The sequence below is a fragment of the Pannonibacter sp. CBAS1226 genome (assembly GCF_055685825.1).
On the sequence record NZ_JBVOUO010000003.1, the window covers coordinates 238,488 to 253,250 of the forward strand.

Below are 14,763 nucleotides of genomic sequence, written 5' to 3' on the forward strand. Positions count from 1 at the left end.
CGTCAGTGTTTGAAACTCTGAATTCTAGAGCGCTTTCGGATATGATCCAGAATGATCGGAAAGTGCTCTAGAGGCCCTTCTCGAAGATCTCCCGCGCGCGGCGGCCCTCGGGGGAGTTCTGAAAGCAGATATGGAAGTCCGGAGTTCCCAGGAGCCGGCTGTTGAACTGCAAGTTTCCAGCGGCGTCCTTGAGATCCTGCGTGTTGGCGGTCAGGTGTTCGTAGACCTTGAGATCGATCACCGCGGCGGCAATTTTCCCCTCGACGAGATTACGCAGGTTCTGCTCGTCGCTGGTGGCTTCAACTGCGTGGATTCTGCCCGTTGCGACCAGAAGATCAAACATGTCCTCATTTTTGTAGCCGCGGACCGTGCCGATCCGCAGATCTGCGAGATCGCCGATCCTGTCCCATGTCACGGGCCCGCTGCGGTGCTCGGCCAAGCCCAGTGGGCTTTTGTCAAAAGGCTGCGAAAAAAGACAGCGGTGACCGTCCGCTTCTGCATCCGCCCTGAGGGAATAGTACGCGGGAAAGACGCCCGCATAGGCCGGGTTTTCAGCCACAAGCGAAACCGCCCGGTGCCACGGGTGAACCTCTATGATCACAGCCTGCCCGGTCCGGCTGAAGGCCTGCCTGACCGCATCTGCCACGGGACCGGAACCGTCTGCGAAAACATGAGGCGGCCATTCCAGTGTGGTCAGCCGCAAGGCCGGTTTCGCCTCTGCACCGGCTTGGCCCGAAGCCAGCGGCACAAGCAGTGCCGCGAGGATGGCGGAGTATCTGAAACACTTCCGTGCTCTGCCGGTCAGACACCTCACCATGCCCCCCTCCCACAGGCGCCAGATCGCTCGCGCAGTTTGTCCCGTTCCGCTTAAGGCCAGGTAACCGGATGATGTGCTTATACCAAGTTCGCTGAACCCGTTTCCTGAGTGCCTGGACAAGCTGGCGCAGTGATGGAGCACTCACAAGGCATGATGGTGAAGCCGGGTTGCTTGCTACGGCCGGTCAAGTCTTGAAAATGCTCACGTGCCGCACGGAAATGGCCGGTTCCTGATAAGTCAGGGGCAACCGGATCTCGCCGGATCTGGCATGATATGTCTGCGCCCCCGCGCTGTGACGTTAAAGGTTAAATAAAACTAACGCAAAGTCAACTGGAGCAAGTCCAGCAAAAGCGGGAACCGGTTTGCCTCCGCAGTTGCGTGAAAACAAAGGGAGGGAGCACGTTCGGCGGCTCCTTTTTCATCGGCCTGCGCTTATGCCAAGGCTTTCGATGCTGACGCATCACGCTTTGAAGTTGTTCAAGCGCCGCGCGGGCTTGACCAACTTCCGATAAGTCGAGCTCATCGAGAGCTGGTATTAGCGCTGGGGAGCAGGCGGGCAGGCCACATCACCCGCTCTTGGTGCCATGCCGCCCCCCGCAATCACGTTGGATGAGCCGGTGGCGATACAGCCTTCCTTTGGCGCGGACAGCCGCACAGCGGGCTGCCCTTCAATGAAAAGCCCCGGCACGGTCTCGAACATGCCCGCCGGGCATCCGGCCACATCCGCAAGCCGCAGCGCCGGCCGCCCATTGATGAACACCGACCGCGCCCCCGACACCGCACAGGCCGGCAGCTCCGCCCCTGCCGCCAGAACCGGGGCAGGGATGAGAGAGGGCAGGGCGAGGGCCGCAGCGAGGAGGAGAAGGGATGATGTGTGGTGCATCGGTGGAGGATGGCACGGGGAAGGGGGAGGGGCAATGGTGTTAGATTGCGTGCGCTGAGTATGTTTGCAATTTTAAATAACCTAGAGTAATCTAGGTATATATCAAATTATTTGGTTGGTGTGTCATGAAAATCAGGATGCGTCAGTTTGTTGATTTTGCGTACGGGAATCGTCGAAAGGACAAATCAAAGGTCCTTGAAATAATGGATGCGATTAATTCCGAATATGACCCGGCGAAAGATCGTTATAAGAAATTTAGAGAGACCCTTGAGGCTTACGAGAAGGGAAATTTGAGTGATGCCGAATTTCTGAGTCTGTACAGTCGAGTATCATCTAGAAAATCTGAAGCTTTTAAAATTATGGCAAAAAATTACATGGAAATGAAAGAAGATAATGGGCTTTCTTGGGATGGATTTACAAGGGTGGATGTTGAGTTTTCTGGGTTGTTTGTCCAGGTGACGTGGTCTTTGCATACGTTGACAGCAAACTCCTACCGTATTGTCGGTATTAATTTTGGTAAAGATCCTTATCCTAAAGATAAAGAAAGAGCTGTTTTGACGCTTTTACAAATGGCTGTTCCAGAGTCTTATGGCGTTGGCATCATGAATTTGCAAGCATCTACGCTTGTTGTTAAGACAAGAGTTGATGATTTAGAGAAGAAGTTCCTGGATGATCGTGCTAAGAAATTTTTAGATCTGGCTAAGTAAGTGGGTCAGATGGCGGTCTTTATATTTAATTGACATTTCTGTTTTGTTATTGTCCAGGCCTTCCTGTCTTGCGGGAGCGGCCCTTGCGGCGTTTTTCGTCTGCCGGGTCTTCGTAGGAGCCGATGCCGGTCTTGCCGCGCGGGGTGAGATGCGGAGCGTCCTCTGCCTGGATGACGGGCTTCTTCGGCAGCGGGCCTGCATGGGCGGGCACTTCCGTGCGGCCGACGGTCATTTCGTCCAGCGAGTTCTTGCGCACCTTTGAACTGGGCGCTGGCATACTCGAGGACTTGGCCGCCCGGGCGCGGTCGGCCGCGGTTTCCTTCTTCTTGCCGCTGGCGCCTTCCTTGGTGCCGCCAGCGCCATAGAGACGTTCGCCCCGATAGCTGCCACCTTGCTCTTCCACCTCGGACTGGCGAGCCAAGGGATCGCTGCTGAGGGCAAGCTCGGTTGCCTGCAGGCGGCGGATTTCGTCGCGCAGCCGGGCGGCGGTTTCGAAGTCGAGATCGGCGGCGGCTTCGCGCATCTGTTTTTCGAGGCTTTCCAGATGGGCCTTGAAATTGTGCCCGACCAGATTGCCCTCTTCCGCAAAGCCCGCATCCACGGTGACGTGGTCCTGCTCGTAGATGCTTTCCAGAATGTCGCCGATGGAGCGCTTCACGCTTTCCGGGGTGATGCCATGCTCGGTGTTGTAGGCGATCTGCTTCTCGCGGCGGCGGGTGGTTTCCGCCATCGCCCGCTCCATGGAGCCGGTGATGTTGTCCGCATAGAGGATGACCTTGCCATCCACGTTACGGGCCGCGCGGCCGATGGTCTGCACTAGCGAGGTTTCCGAGCGCAGGAAGCCTTCCTTGTCCGCGTCCAGAATGGCGACCAGTGCGCATTCGGGAATGTCGAGGCCTTCGCGCAGCAGGTTGATGCCCACCAGCACGTCGAAGGCGCCAAGGCGCAGGTCGCGGATGATCTCGATGCGCTCCAGCGTGTCGATGTCCGAGTGCATGTAGCGCACCCGCACGCCGTTTTCGTGCAGATATTCCGTCAGATCCTCGGCCATGCGCTTGGTCAGGGTGGTGACCAGCGTGCGGTAGCCCTTGGCGGATGTCTCGCGCACCTCGCCCAGAAGGTCGTCCACCTGCGACGAGGCGGGGCGCACCAGAACCGGCGGGTCGATCAGACCGGTGGGGCGGATCACCTGCTCGGCGAAGACGCCGCCGGATTCGTCCAGCTCCCACTTGCCGGGCGTGGCCGACACGGCGATGGACTGGGGCCGCATGGCGTTCCATTCCTCGAAGCGCAGCGGCCGGTTGTCCATGCAGGACGGCAGGCGGAAGCCGTATTCCGCCAGCGTCGCCTTGCGCCGGAAGTCGCCCCGGTACATGGCGCCGATCTGCGGCACGGTGACATGGCTTTCGTCAAGGAACACCAGCGCGTTGTCCGGCAGGTATTCGAACAGGGTCGGGGGCGGCTCGCCCGGCTTGCGGCCCGTCAGATAGCGCGAATAGTTCTCGATGCCGGCGCAGGAGCCGGTGGCCTCCAGCATCTCCAGATCATACATGGTGCGCTGTTCCAGCCGCTGCGCTTCCAGCAGGCGGCCGTGGGCGTGCAGCTCTTCCAGCCGCTGCTTCAGCTCGGTCTTGATGGAGCGGGTTGCCTGCTGCAGCGTCGGCTTGGGCGTCACATAGTGCGAGTTGGCGTAGATCTTGACGCTCTTCATCTCGCCGGACTTCTTGCCGGTGAGCGGGTCGAATTCGGTGATCGACTCCACCTCGTCGCCAAACAGCGTAATGCGCCAGGCCCGGTCCTCAAGGTGGGCCGGGAACAGTTCCACCGTGTCGCCGCGCACCCGGAAGGCGCCGCGCTGGAAGGCCGCGTCATTGCGCTTGTATTGCAGCGCCACCAGATCGGCCAGCAGCTGGCGCTGGTCGATGCGCTCGCCCACCTCCAGCGCGAAGGTCATGGCCGTATAGGTCTCGACCGAGCCGATACCGTAGATGCAGGAAACGGAGGCGACGATGATCACGTCATCGCGCTCGATCAGGGCGCGGGTGGCGGCGTGGCGCATCCGGTCGATCTGCTCGTTGATCGAGGATTCCTTCTCGATATAGGTGTCCGTCCGCGGCACATAGGCCTCGGGCTGGTAATAGTCGTAGTAGGAGACGAAATATTCGACGGCATTGTCCGGGAAGAAGCTCTTGAACTCGCCGTAGAGCTGCGCCGCCAGCGTCTTGTTCGGCGCCAGGATCAGCGCCGGGCGCTGGGTGCGGGCGATGACCTGCGCCATGGTGTAGGTCTTGCCCGAGCCGGTGACGCCCAGCAGAACCTGCGTCTGCTCGCCGCTTTCAAGGCCGGAGACCAGCTCCGCAATGGCCGTGGGCTGGTCGCCGCGCGGCTCATAGGCGGATTTCAGCACGATCGGCACGCCGCCTTCGGACTTCTCCGGCCGGTCGGGCCGGTGTGGCACCCACAGCTCGCCGTTCTTGTGCAGCGGATTGCCGCTTTCGATCAGCGCCGAAAGCGCCTGCACGGTGGCCGTGGCGCCCTGATTGCCGGACAGCTCCGGCAGGGCGTTGCGGCCCTTCTTCTTCTTGTTTTCCTTGAGATGCTGCTCGAGCTTTTCGGCCTCTTCCAGCGAGATATCGAGCCCGGCCACCGGGTTGAGACCGCCGGCTGCCCGCTCTCTGGCGCTTTCCGCCTTGCCGATGGAGGTGCCGCGTGACGAGCGGCTTCCGGTTTCCGCCTTGCCCTTGCCGCGTGCAGCCTTGCGTGGCGCCGCATCTGCCGCCGGTGCTGGTGGCTCAGCCGGAAGCTTCTCCGCTGCCCCGGCGATCTCCTCCGCCCAGTCGGCAATCGATCCGGACAGGTTGACGGATGGCAGAGGCGCGCCCTCAAACGCCGCCTGCGGCGCTTCGCCAAAGCCTTCCGGCTGGCTGGAGGGGTCCGGAGTGGTGGGGGAGGCAGGCTTCTTGCTCATGCCGTGCAATATGGGCCGAAACCGCTGCCGGGGAAAGGGGGTGTTGCGGCTTTGTTCTGGCTAATCACTGTTTGAAAACCTGTTCCCGATGCCATTTGAGGCAATCTGGATGCGGCCGCAGGTGCGCAAGCTCAGGCACGCGAGCCTTCATATCTTTGTGCAAAAGGTGCGAGACATCGTAGTTCAGGTGCCGCGATGGAGTGATCGTGTAGTCGTCCTGCATGCACAGGAGACCCCTATCGAACATCCAGTGAACCGTACCCGAAAGAGCAATGCCGTTCTGGATTGAATCCGAACCACCATGCTCCACAGGCACGATATGTGCAGCTTCCACCTCGGGTCGACCGCCGCCGTTGATCAGTCGCAGGCCTGTGAATGCGCATGTGCGATCGTAGACGCGACGAATGTTCTGTTTGAATTTTGCATCCCGGAAGCGCCGATTCAGCAATTGAGGGATGATGGGTCTGTTGACCTCAGGTCCAAAGAATGGTGCCTGCGGCGTTTCGCCAAGGCCGGGCTGAGCGGGCACATGATCTGCATCCTGCGGAGCATCGACGCGATCCGGCCATTCATCGGGATTTGCGATGCCGGCCGTCACGATAGCCTGAAATTCGGACGGCTCCAGAAGGCGAACCGCGTTGACCGTCAGTCCACCGTTCGGCCGTCCATCAGGCAGAACCATGCGCTGCTCATAACCGCCATTTTCCATGTAGTGAACCCATCTGTCGAAGTCGATATAGTCGGTCAGGTGGGCGTAGAAGTGATTTTCGATCTTGGTGTCAGCAGTTATGTTTTTGACACGTGCGACGCCAAAATAAAAACTCCCCTTGGACCTCGGAATGGGACCATAATAGACGATCCAGTCTCCGACGGTTTGTTCCATCCGTTTGAGGTACTGTTTCGGGAAGTGATACTGCTTTCCCGTTATGTCGTCGTAGATGCTGTCGACTTTATGATACAGGACGGCTTGTGTCATGGCGATCTCCTGACTCCATGAGTAGGAGAAAGTCGCAATCAGTACAACAGGTTGTATGTGTGCTTGTCCTGTTCGGATCGCGGGCGTCGATCACCCTGACACCGCCAGGCAAGGCCGGGCGATCCCGGACGCGGTGAGAAAGCGGAAAAAACCGGCTTGACCTGGAGTGCGCTCCAGCACCTAGCGTTGGTAATTGTCCAGCGCAACTGGGCAAATGTCATGGATCGAACAGCCACGCGGGCGGCTTGCGGAGAAGCAGGGCATGCCCGGGAAAGAGGTTTCATGAAGATCGGTGATCTCGCGGCCCGGACGGGCCTGAGTGTCGATACCTTACGCTATTACGAAAAGATCGGCCTGATCCCGCCCCCTTTGCGGGATGCCGGCGGCCACCGGGTCTATGACGAGCCGGCCCTGCGCTGGCTTGAGTTCCTCGAAAGGCTGAAGGCCACCGGCATGGGCATCCGCGACCGGCTGGCCTATGCGGAGCTGCGGGCACGGGGAGCCGCCACGGCCCGTGAGCGGCGGGAGATGATTGAGCGGCACCGCCAGAAGGTTTCGGCCAGCATCTGGGAACTGCAGCAAACGCTGGAACTGCTCGACGGCAAGGTGGCGCTTTACCGCAAGATCGAAGCCGGGGAAGCCGAGGACCCGGCTGCTGTTCCGGCCTCACAGGCTGGAGCTCCGGCCGTTCGCAAAGCCAAACGGAGAGCATGATGACTGCTGCGCTTGAACAGGGACGTGATGTCGTCCGCCTGCTGAATCCCGGTCTCGAGCAGGTGCTCGCAGAGCGGTATGACGATCTGGTGCCGGGCTTTAGCGAAAGTCTGGTGGAATGGGCCTATGGCCGCCACTATGCCCGCACCGGGCTGGATCTGAAAACCCGGCAGCTCTGCACTGTCGCCGCACTCACGGCGCTGGGCGGCCAGACCGGCCCGCAGCTGAAGGTGAATATTGCCCATGCGCTTGCGGCAGGGGCGAGCCGCAGGGAAATTGTAGAGGCTGTCTGGCAGATGGCTGTCTATGGCGGGCTTCCAGCCGCAATCAACGGCCTCAATGCCGCGCGCGAGGTATTTGCCGAAGCGGCTCAGCCGGAGTGAATTTCCTGTGCCCTCAGCCCGGGCCTTCGGAGAGGTCTGGGCTGAAGGTTTTCTTTGTCACCGCTTCATCGACACCAGCGAGAACATGGCGCCTTGCGGGTCGAGGGCGTTGATGATCCAGGCGCCGCCGGGGACTTCCTGCGGGCCGTGGATGACCTTGCCGCCGGCCTTGGTGACGCGGGCGATGGCGGCGTCAAGGGCTTCGACGTTGATGTAGTAGTTCCAGAAAGGCTGCGGCATGTCCGGCATTTTGGTCATGATGCCGCCGATGCCCTGGCCGTTCAGGGCGAAGCACTGGTAGGTGCCCATTGGCCCCATGTCGACGGCCATGTCCTTCTCCCAGCCGAACATCTTGCTGTAGAAGATGAAGGCTTCCGCGCCGTCTCCGGCATAAAGCTCGCTCCAGCCGAAGGTGCCGGGAAGGCCCATGGCCGGTTCCGGCGGCAGAGGCCCATCCGGCATGTCCGGCTTGAACAGGCTGAGGACGGCGCCGTGTGGATCGGCCACGACGGCAAAGCGGCCGACCTGCGGGATATCCTCTGCCGGGCGGACAATCCTGCCGCCGCTGGCGGCAAATTCGGTGGCCTTGGCATTCACATCGGCAACACCCACATAGCCGATCCAATGGGGCGGCACGCCTGAGCCGACCAGTTCGCCCGGCAGGGCCATCAGGCCTGCGCTGGGCATCGGCTGGCCGGGAACGGTCAGAAGCGTGTAATCGAAGCCCGGCATGCCCGAATCCGAGACCTGCCACCCCACCACGTCCGAATAGAACGCAGCGGCTGCTTTCGGATCCGTGGTCATCAGCTCGTACCAGATGAATTTCCCGATCATGGGAGTCTCCTCATTGCAAATTAAAGGGGCGAGCCGTCAGGCTGGAGCCAGAATGTGGGTCATGAACTCGCGGAAGGTGCCATCCGGCTGCTGCACGCTGCCGGTGAAGCTGCGGGTGCCGTCCGGCAGGAAGCGGATCACATCGCGGTAGACGGCGCTTTTGCCGGGCGTGTCGAAATCCGGGCCATCGGCTTCCAGAACCAGCGTCTGTCCCTCGTCTTCCAGCCAGCCGCGGTAGACCCAGAGGTAATCCATCATGGAGCCGGTCCAGGTGCCGGTGTAGCGGCCAAGGGCAGGGTCGTAGCCGATGGTCATCAGCATTTCCGCCGGTGCTCCATCGGGCATGGGGCCGCGCGTTTCGATGATGGCCCAGAGATCTCCGAGCATGCGTCCGGTTTCGGTCCAGCGCTTCGCCGGATCCTCCGGATCATAATCCGGGTGACCGGTGGACGAGATCATCCGCCATTCGCCCGCGAGCCTGCGCAGGATCTTGTGATGCTCTGTTGCGGTTGAAGGTTGCATGAAGGGCTTCCTCTCCCGGTTGCTGATTGGTGCCGTCCGGCATGAGCGCGCTTGCGCGCCGGATCAGGGCGCTCTATCCCCGAAAACTGCCGATTGACGATATGAGTTGATATCAACATAAATAGACCATGTCAAATACCCCGCCCGTTCCTTATGCCAAGACCCTGCAGGTGAAGGACACCTGCCTGTGCCTTTTCGCCCAGCGTGCCGCCCGTGCACTGGCGCGCCGCTTTGATCTGGCGCTGAAGCCCACCGGACTGACAAACCAGCAATTCTCCCTGATGATGGCACTGAACCGGCCGGAGGCTCCGGCGCTGGGGCAGGTGGCCGGGCTTCTGGGCATGGACCGGACCACGCTGACGGCGGCGCTGAAGCCGCTGGCGCGCAAGGGCTGGGTGGAGGTTCTGCCGGATCCGAAGGATAGACGCGGCAAGCGGCTGCATCTGACACAAGCCGGGGCGCTGACGCTTGCCGCTGCGGTGCCCATCTGGGATGAGGTGCATGGGGCGCTTGAAGCGGGGATGACGGCCGATCCGCAGGTTCTGCGCGATGGGCTGGCGGAAATCAGCGGCTAGCCGCCGCTTTTATGCCCGTCCGAATGGCCGAGATCCCGCTCCGGCCAGACGAGATTGCGCAGGCGCTGTTTCAGCACTTTCGCCTCGGGGAAGCCGCCGTCTTCCTTGCGCTCCCAGATCTGCGTGCCGTCGCAGGTGATGAGGAACACGCCGCCGGTGCCGGGGATGAGGGTGACGGAGCCGATTTCCTCGGAGAAGGTGGACAGCAGTTCCTGCGCCAGCCAGGCGGAGCGGAGCATCCAGTTGCACTGGCGGCAGTAGGTGATGGTGATGGCGGGCTTTTCGGTCATGGCGTGAGTATGCGGTGAGTCCGCCGCTCCGGGAAGAGGCGCGTGGAAACTGCGCTTGCGGCTGGCCGCTTGCCGCCGGGGACAGGATGGAGCAGAAGGGATGCACTTTGCTGCCCGCCCCGGTTCCGTGGTTCCCGTTCATGCCTGATCTGTTGCCCCAGCCTTTGCCTGCGCCTCTTGCGGCGGCTCTTGCGTCCTGTCCGCCGCTGGCTATGGCGTTGCGCCGGGAGGGAGGAGACCTGTTGCAGGTGACGGCGGTCTCCGGCCTCAGCAATCACGTCTACCGGCTGACGGGGGAGGCGGGCAGCCTTGTCCTGAGGGTGGAGCGGGCGGAGAACCGGGGGCTTGTCGATCGCCAGACCGAGGCTGAGTTCTCGCGCGTTGCCGAACGGCTGGGACTGGGGCCGCGGGTGGTCCTGGCGGTGCCGGAGCAAGGCGTGATGCTGATCGAGGCGGTGCCGGATGCCCATCCGCTTGCGGCGGCGGGTGTTGCCGGGGCAGAGCTTCTGGGGGCGCTGCTGGCGCGGCTGCATGGGGCGGCTGCCACTTTCGGCGGGCTGGCACGGCCGCCGGTCTTCGTGCCCTCGCAGCGGCTTCAGGAGATGATCCTTGCGGCAGAGGCAGACGGCGCGCCGCCGGAGGATCTTGCCTTTCTGCGGGACGCAGCCGGTGACCTTGCAGCAGTGCCGCAGGTGCCGCCCGCCCCATGCCATTGCGATCTGGTGCCGGGGAACATTCTCAGTGATGGCAGGCGCTTGTGGCTGATCGACTGGGAATATGCGGGCTGGTCCGATCCGGCCTGGGATCTGGCTTATGCGGTGCTGGAATGCGGGCTGGATGCTGCTGCCGAGGCCGCGTTTCTGACTGCCCATGCCGCAGGCCTTGCCCATGGCGAAGACCCTGACGTGATGCGCCGCCGGGTTGCCGCGATGAAGCCGGTCTGCGATGGCATTTCCGCGCTCTGGGCGCTGGGGCAGGCCGCGCGCGGCAATGATGCGGCGGATTTCAGGGCCTTTGCGGTTGAGCGGCTGGCGCGGGCGCGGCTCAGCGCCAACGTCTGAGCGCTGCGGTCACTGCGGCGGATTGGCCTCGAACTCCTGCTGCACGCAAGCAGCATGACTGGTGTTCATCTGGCTCAGAAGGCCGGTATCTTCCGGATTGCCCAGCAGCTTGTCCCATAGGCCTTCAGATTTCATTGTGCTGAGGGTGCAGGAACAGATGCGCGCGCAGGCGGGCTGTTCCACACCGCCCGCCGTGCAGGTCAGGGTGCAGTTTTCCTGAAAGTCACGGGAGGTTCTGTCCTCGATGACGCCGCTGGCTGCCACCAGCCAGAGGCTGCCGAATAGAACCGGCTGATGGATCAGATAGACCGCCAGCGAGTGGCGTCCGCCCCGGCAAAGCAGATGGCCGAAAGCGGAGCGCGGCTGCCAGCGGGAGGCCCAGAATTTTACGTCAGGGTGGCGCAGCATGTGCCCGGCAGCAACGCCCAGCAGGGTTGCGCCTGCCCAGGGCACGACCGGTACCCAGTCCACGCTGGAAAAGCCGGGATCGCCAAGTCCTGTCCAGAGCCACAGCGGCCCGTCGAAGGCAGGGCCAGCAGCCCAGAAGGGCAGGGAGAAGACCAGCAGCGCGGCGGCAACGGACGCAAGGGCGGGCAGGCGGACAAAGGGTAGGGCCAGCAGGCTGGCTGCGGCAATGCAGTGGAGAATGCCGAAGCGCACCATGCTGGCGTCGAGTGCATACCATGTGCCGGCGCTGACAGCGGCTGCAGCCACCAGGATCACGGCTTCCCGGCGCCAGAAGGCGCGCCAGCGGATGCCGCTGCCATGGGCCAGGGTGAGGCTGACACCGGCGAGAAACAGGAAGGTGCCTGCAATCAGCCGGGCATAGGTCTGCCAGCCGCCATCCTCGTTGACGGGCCAGTCCACGATCCCGAACCAGGAAAGATCCCAGGACAGGTGATAGGACACCATGGCCAGCAGCGCGAGGCCACGGGCAAGGTCCAGCCCGTGAAGGCGCAGCGTGGAAGAACCGGTACTTGGGGAACTGGGTGCCGGGCTGGCGGTCATTGCGGAGATCCGTTGAAACTCCGCCTGCCGTGCCCGGCGCTTCTGGCAGGCTGCCGGAGCGAGCCGGGCAGGTGCCTGACGGTATGCCTAGCCAAGAAAGGCGGACGCCAGAACGCTGGCAAAGGCTGAAACTGCGATAAAGCCCGCTACATAGGGCCAGGGTGAACGCGGACTGCTGACGAGACTATCGGTATCATAACGATCCTGAATGCTCATCTCAGGGCTCCTCCCGGTTGGGGTTGGTCCATATGTGACGTCCCTAGGAACGTTGCATATGGTTAACGTCTGGTTAAAGCCCTATTTGACCCTCCGGTTCCGTTGTCCTGCATGTTTTTTCTGCGGCTGTGGAAAAGATCCTAAAAGCCGAGTGTTTCCAAGCCGTTTTCCAGATAGTCGGCGAGCAGGGGCAGGCCGATCAGATAGCTGGCGGCGCCCTTCATGCCTCTGGCCCGGGCCTCCTCGACGGCCTGATCGAAGTCGCTGGCATCAAAGTCGCCGCGGCCGACCCAGGCAATGGCGACCAGTTCGGCCGACTCATCCACGTTCAGGTCCGAGATCAGCTCCCGCAGTTCCTCCTCGCTGAGGTCGATGGATTCCTCTTCCGCAAGGCCATCGTGCATGTGGAGGTCGGAGAGATGGTCCTCATCAAAGTCGATGCCATTGCCGCGGTCTTCCTCGAAAGCGTCGTTGAGGGCAGCAGCTGCGGAGCGGGCCTTCTGCACCAGCATGCGGATTGTTTCAGGCGACAGGGTCAGTTCAACGGCCATGGCAGAACTCCATGTGTCTTTCACTCCCTCATTAAGTCATTGGATGAACAGAGACGCAACGGGGCAGGCCCGGAGGCGGCTGGTGCAATGCGGCACGCGGCCAGGTGTGTGCCGGACATGCGAAAGCCCCGCAGAGCGCGCTCCCGGGGCTTTCGCATAAATGCACAACGGATCTGGCCGGAGCTTCACCCGGAGCGCAGAGCCTGCAGGTGGCGCAGGTCCTTGCCGGCCTGCGCGGGGTGCTGCATGTCCTGTTGAGCGGCATTGTTCTGCCCGGGCTCATGCGCCGACGGCGAAGAGCCGAGGAAGGCAACGGCAGCGGCGAGCATGACGCCGAACACAATCGCCATGCCGAGGGGGCGCAGGCTCGCCTCGTCTTCGGGACGCGTCTTGCGTGCAGTGCGGATGGTGGCCATCGGCGGGGCATCCATCCGGGTGTTTCCTGCTTGTGCCTGCCGTTCCGGTTCCGGCGCAGAGGAGCCTGTGGCTGTGCGGTCAGCTCCGGTCATCACAGGTCCTCTCCGTCACGGGGAATGCCTGCCGCAGCGGGCGCGCCTCCAGATCCTGCAGCAGCTTCATGCCGAGGCTGAGGGTCAGGGAGAGCATGCCAGCGAAGGCCGCTGCCAGCGTCAGCATCAGGCCATCTTCTGAGGGGGACGCGGTCACCGCATAAATCGCAACGGCTGCAACGCCAGCACCGCCGGCGGCGGTGAAGGGGGTGAGCCGGAAAATCTCCTTGAAGGAGTTCTGTGGGTCGAGCATCGTCTGATCTACCATTCCAAGGCCCTTTCATCAGCGCCCAGACGGGCAGAAACTGGCCTGAAAATGCGACGGCCTGCGGCCCGGAAACGGGCGGGTTGCAGCATTTTTCATGGCCATTTCGTGGCGGGAAAAGTTTCAGTTTGTAACGATCATCTTCACTGGATTTTTGCCCTTGCAGGCGATACCGGAACGTACTGGATGTTTCGGCGCGGGGATGGGCCCGCCAGGGACGGGCAAGAGGCATGAGCGGATCAAGCGAGGCGGCGGCGGCAGTGATGCAGGCGCCGGACCAGAAGCTTTTGCAGACTGCGGCTTCCGCGGTGCCGGATGCCCACGCCGGGCCGCATCTCAGTCTCTCCGGTCTTTGGTTTCTGATCGCCGATCCATCCGCCAAGCGGCTGATGTGGCTCGAAACCTCGACGGCCCAGATCGAGGGCAAGGGGGCCGGGCTGAAACAGGCCGCCCTGTCCGAGGCGCTTTCCGCGCTGGCGCCGCAGACGCAGAAAAATCTTCTCAATCTGTTCAACACCGTCATCCGGAAAGGCAAGTGCGGCCCGATGGATGTGGGCACGGATGCGGAGAGCGGCATTGCCGGCATCAGCCTGACCGGCTGGCGTTACGACGCAGGCGATGGGCGCCAGTTTGTCATTTGCCATCCTTCGGCGGTTGCCGCCGGCGGAGAGGGCGGGCATGTGGTGCGCGGCCTTGCGCCGATCCTGAAGCACTTCGTCGAGAATTCCGGCAAGATCGTCATGACGGCCGATAATTTCGGCTATGTCCGCTATGCCAGCCCCGGCTTCTTTCACGCCTTCGGCATTGACGATCCGGCGCTCTGCATCGGGCGCAACATCGCCCATATCCCGAAGCGGGTCGGCAAGACGCTGGCGGCGCTGATTCAGACGGTTCTCGCCCGCACGTCCAGCGCCTCCGGCAAGGGGCGTTTCAAGATGCCCAATGGCGACACGATGGTGATGAACTATTCAGCGCTGTTCTTCCGCCTTTCAGAAACCGCCGGAGGTGTCGTCTTCACGGCAGAGCCGGACGGCCACGGCGATGCGGATTTTACCCGGATTTTCGATGTGATGACGTCGCCGTTGATCGTCGTCGACACGAAGACACGCAAGATGCTGGCGGCCAACAAGGCGGCGCGCAAGGCCTTTCAGCTGACCCAGCAGTCGATGGATGAGCATCCCATCACCGAAACGCTGCTGCATCCCAAGAGCTACGGGCTGCTGCTTGAGGCCGCGAAAAAGGCCAACAACATTCCCATCGCCGTGGTGGTGAACGGCCTTGACGGCTCGTCCAGAAACAAGCGCATCCGCGCGATCTTCATCGACAACGACGAGGACCCGCCGCATCTGGTGCTGGAAAGCCGGGCCTGAGGGGTCCGGCCGGGCGGCACTCTTTCCCTCATGCCGTACGCACATGCGATGATGTCCGGCAGGTTCAATAGCCCCTGATGGTCAGGGAGGGAGGCTCCCGTTTTTCGAACATTG

At 62.1% G+C, this 14,763-nt stretch carries 17 protein-coding genes; 6 read left to right on the plus strand and 11 right to left on the minus strand.

Annotated features, from left to right (window positions below; genetic code table 11):
* Positions 1–67: 67 nt before the first annotated feature.
* Both AC0CMF_RS11330 and AC0CMF_RS11335 read right to left on the minus strand, forming a co-directional pair.
* Positions 68–703: a substrate-binding periplasmic protein gene (locus AC0CMF_RS11330; protein WP_374629911.1), complete on the minus strand. Its 636-nt coding sequence runs from the start codon at positions 701–703 to the stop codon at positions 68–70.
* 649 nt (positions 704–1,352) lie between these two features.
* On the minus strand, positions 1,353–1,700 hold the full coding sequence (locus AC0CMF_RS11335) for a hypothetical protein (RefSeq protein WP_374629912.1): 348 nt from the start codon (positions 1,698–1,700) through the stop codon (positions 1,353–1,355).
* A gap of 137 nt (positions 1,701–1,837) precedes the next feature.
* Here AC0CMF_RS11335 and AC0CMF_RS11340 point away from each other — a divergent pair, with 137 nt between their 5' ends.
* On the plus strand, positions 1,838–2,407 hold the full coding sequence (locus AC0CMF_RS11340) for a hypothetical protein (RefSeq protein WP_374629913.1): 570 nt from the start codon (positions 1,838–1,840) through the stop codon (positions 2,405–2,407).
* A gap of 46 nt (positions 2,408–2,453) precedes the next feature.
* Here AC0CMF_RS11340 and uvrB read toward each other — a convergent pair whose 3' ends face one another.
* Together uvrB and AC0CMF_RS11350 are read right to left on the minus strand one after the other, a co-directional pair.
* Positions 2,454–5,375 (minus strand): excinuclease ABC subunit UvrB, encoded by a 2,922-nt coding sequence (gene uvrB, locus AC0CMF_RS11345; RefSeq protein ID WP_472481675.1) that lies wholly within the window; start codon positions 5,373–5,375, stop codon positions 2,454–2,456.
* A gap of 64 nt (positions 5,376–5,439) precedes the next feature.
* Entirely contained in the window at positions 5,440–6,351 is a 912-nt protein-coding gene (locus AC0CMF_RS11350) for an HNH endonuclease (RefSeq protein WP_472481677.1), read from the minus strand.
* Positions 6,352–6,633: 282 nt separating this feature from the next.
* Here AC0CMF_RS11350 and AC0CMF_RS11355 point away from each other — a divergent pair, with 282 nt between their 5' ends.
* Both AC0CMF_RS11355 and AC0CMF_RS11360 read left to right on the plus strand, forming a co-directional pair.
* Positions 6,634–7,065 carry a MerR family transcriptional regulator gene (locus AC0CMF_RS11355; protein ID WP_050474863.1) on the plus strand — a complete coding sequence of 144 codons (432 nt, stop codon included), beginning with the start codon at positions 6,634–6,636 and terminating at the stop codon, positions 7,063–7,065.
* A complete protein-coding gene (locus AC0CMF_RS11360; RefSeq protein WP_472481679.1) occupies positions 7,065–7,448 on the plus strand; it encodes a carboxymuconolactone decarboxylase family protein in 384 nt (127 codons plus the stop codon). Before AC0CMF_RS11355 ends, AC0CMF_RS11360 begins: the two co-directional genes overlap by 1 nt.
* Positions 7,449–7,505: 57 nt before the next feature.
* Here AC0CMF_RS11360 and AC0CMF_RS11365 read toward each other — a convergent pair whose 3' ends face one another.
* Together AC0CMF_RS11365 and AC0CMF_RS11370 are read right to left on the minus strand one after the other, a co-directional pair.
* A complete protein-coding gene (locus AC0CMF_RS11365) occupies positions 7,506–8,282 on the minus strand; it encodes a VOC family protein (protein ID WP_472481681.1) in 777 nt (258 codons plus the stop codon).
* Between the two features lie 36 nt (positions 8,283–8,318).
* Positions 8,319–8,804 (minus strand): DUF1579 domain-containing protein, encoded by a 486-nt coding sequence (locus AC0CMF_RS11370; protein ID WP_472481683.1) that lies wholly within the window; start codon positions 8,802–8,804, stop codon positions 8,319–8,321.
* Between the two features lie 128 nt (positions 8,805–8,932).
* On the opposite strand from AC0CMF_RS11370, the gene AC0CMF_RS11375 reads away from it, so the two are divergent.
* Positions 8,933–9,379: a MarR family winged helix-turn-helix transcriptional regulator gene (locus AC0CMF_RS11375; RefSeq protein WP_472481685.1), complete on the plus strand. Its 447-nt coding sequence runs from the start codon at positions 8,933–8,935 to the stop codon at positions 9,377–9,379.
* Here AC0CMF_RS11375 and AC0CMF_RS11380 read toward each other — a convergent pair.
* Entirely contained in the window at positions 9,376–9,669 is a 294-nt protein-coding gene (locus AC0CMF_RS11380; protein WP_472481687.1) for an Rdx family protein, read from the minus strand. The two genes, AC0CMF_RS11375 and AC0CMF_RS11380, sit on opposite strands and share 4 nt — an antisense overlap.
* Before the next feature lie 248 nt (positions 9,670–9,917).
* Between AC0CMF_RS11380 and AC0CMF_RS11385 the strand changes: the two genes are divergently transcribed.
* Positions 9,918–10,730 (plus strand): choline/ethanolamine kinase family protein, encoded by an 813-nt coding sequence (locus AC0CMF_RS11385; protein WP_472481769.1) that lies wholly within the window; start codon positions 9,918–9,920, stop codon positions 10,728–10,730.
* Positions 10,731–10,739: 9 nt separating this feature from the next.
* Here AC0CMF_RS11385 and AC0CMF_RS11390 read toward each other — a convergent pair whose 3' ends face one another.
* The 4 genes from AC0CMF_RS11390 to AC0CMF_RS11405 form a co-directional block, all read right to left on the minus strand.
* A complete protein-coding gene (locus AC0CMF_RS11390; RefSeq protein WP_472481689.1) occupies positions 10,740–11,738 on the minus strand; it encodes an acetyltransferase domain-containing protein in 999 nt (332 codons plus the stop codon).
* Between the two features lie 356 nt (positions 11,739–12,094).
* The gene (locus tag AC0CMF_RS11395; RefSeq protein ID WP_050474870.1) at positions 12,095–12,505 is read right to left on the minus strand and encodes a DUF3775 domain-containing protein; all 411 of its coding nucleotides are present in this window, start codon (positions 12,503–12,505) and stop codon (positions 12,095–12,097) included.
* A gap of 185 nt (positions 12,506–12,690) precedes the next feature.
* Complete coding sequence (locus tag AC0CMF_RS11400) at positions 12,691–13,014, minus strand: hypothetical protein (RefSeq protein WP_094463191.1); 324 nt, start codon at positions 13,012–13,014, stop codon at positions 12,691–12,693.
* Positions 13,001–13,282, minus strand: a complete 282-nt coding sequence (locus AC0CMF_RS11405) for a hypothetical protein (RefSeq protein ID WP_050474872.1) — start codon at positions 13,280–13,282, stop codon at positions 13,001–13,003. Before AC0CMF_RS11405 ends, AC0CMF_RS11400 begins: the two co-directional genes overlap by 14 nt.
* A gap of 227 nt (positions 13,283–13,509) precedes the next feature.
* Between AC0CMF_RS11405 and AC0CMF_RS11410 the strand changes: the two genes are divergently transcribed.
* Positions 13,510–14,649 carry a PAS domain-containing protein gene (locus AC0CMF_RS11410; RefSeq protein ID WP_374629923.1) on the plus strand — a complete coding sequence of 380 codons (1,140 nt, stop codon included), beginning with the start codon at positions 13,510–13,512 and terminating at the stop codon, positions 14,647–14,649.
* The last annotated feature ends 114 nt before the right edge of the window (positions 14,650–14,763 follow it).

What these genes read in the sequence shown, in the direction of transcription:
- AC0CMF_RS11335 (WP_374629912.1), bottom strand. Translation starts at nt 1,700, where the DNA reads ATGCACCACACATCATCCCTTCTCCTCCTCGCTGCGGCCCTCGCCCTG.
- AC0CMF_RS11340 (WP_374629913.1), top strand. Translation starts at nt 1,838, where the DNA reads ATGCGTCAGTTTGTTGATTTTGCGTACGGGAATCGTCGAAAGGACAAA.
- uvrB (WP_472481675.1), bottom strand. Translation starts at nt 5,375, where the DNA reads ATGAGCAAGAAGCCTGCCTCCCCCACCACTCCGGACCCCTCCAGCCAG.
- AC0CMF_RS11350 (WP_472481677.1), bottom strand. Translation starts at nt 6,351, where the DNA reads ATGACACAAGCCGTCCTGTATCATAAAGTCGACAGCATCTACGACGAC.
- AC0CMF_RS11355 (WP_050474863.1), top strand. Translation starts at nt 6,634, where the DNA reads ATGAAGATCGGTGATCTCGCGGCCCGGACGGGCCTGAGTGTCGATACC.
- AC0CMF_RS11360 (WP_472481679.1), top strand. Translation starts at nt 7,065, where the DNA reads ATGACTGCTGCGCTTGAACAGGGACGTGATGTCGTCCGCCTGCTGAAT.
- AC0CMF_RS11365 (WP_472481681.1), bottom strand. Translation starts at nt 8,282, where the DNA reads ATGATCGGGAAATTCATCTGGTACGAGCTGATGACCACGGATCCGAAA.
- AC0CMF_RS11370 (WP_472481683.1), bottom strand. Translation starts at nt 8,804, where the DNA reads ATGCAACCTTCAACCGCAACAGAGCATCACAAGATCCTGCGCAGGCTC.
- AC0CMF_RS11375 (WP_472481685.1), top strand. Translation starts at nt 8,933, where the DNA reads ATGTCAAATACCCCGCCCGTTCCTTATGCCAAGACCCTGCAGGTGAAG.
- AC0CMF_RS11380 (WP_472481687.1), bottom strand. Translation starts at nt 9,669, where the DNA reads ATGACCGAAAAGCCCGCCATCACCATCACCTACTGCCGCCAGTGCAAC.
- AC0CMF_RS11390 (WP_472481689.1), bottom strand. Translation starts at nt 11,738, where the DNA reads ATGACCGCCAGCCCGGCACCCAGTTCCCCAAGTACCGGTTCTTCCACG.
- AC0CMF_RS11395 (WP_050474870.1), bottom strand. Translation starts at nt 12,505, where the DNA reads ATGGCCGTTGAACTGACCCTGTCGCCTGAAACAATCCGCATGCTGGTG.
- AC0CMF_RS11400 (WP_094463191.1), bottom strand. Translation starts at nt 13,014, where the DNA reads ATGACCGGAGCTGACCGCACAGCCACAGGCTCCTCTGCGCCGGAACCG.
- AC0CMF_RS11405 (WP_050474872.1), bottom strand. Translation starts at nt 13,282, where the DNA reads ATGGTAGATCAGACGATGCTCGACCCACAGAACTCCTTCAAGGAGATT.
- AC0CMF_RS11410 (WP_374629923.1), top strand. Translation starts at nt 13,510, where the DNA reads ATGAGCGGATCAAGCGAGGCGGCGGCGGCAGTGATGCAGGCGCCGGAC.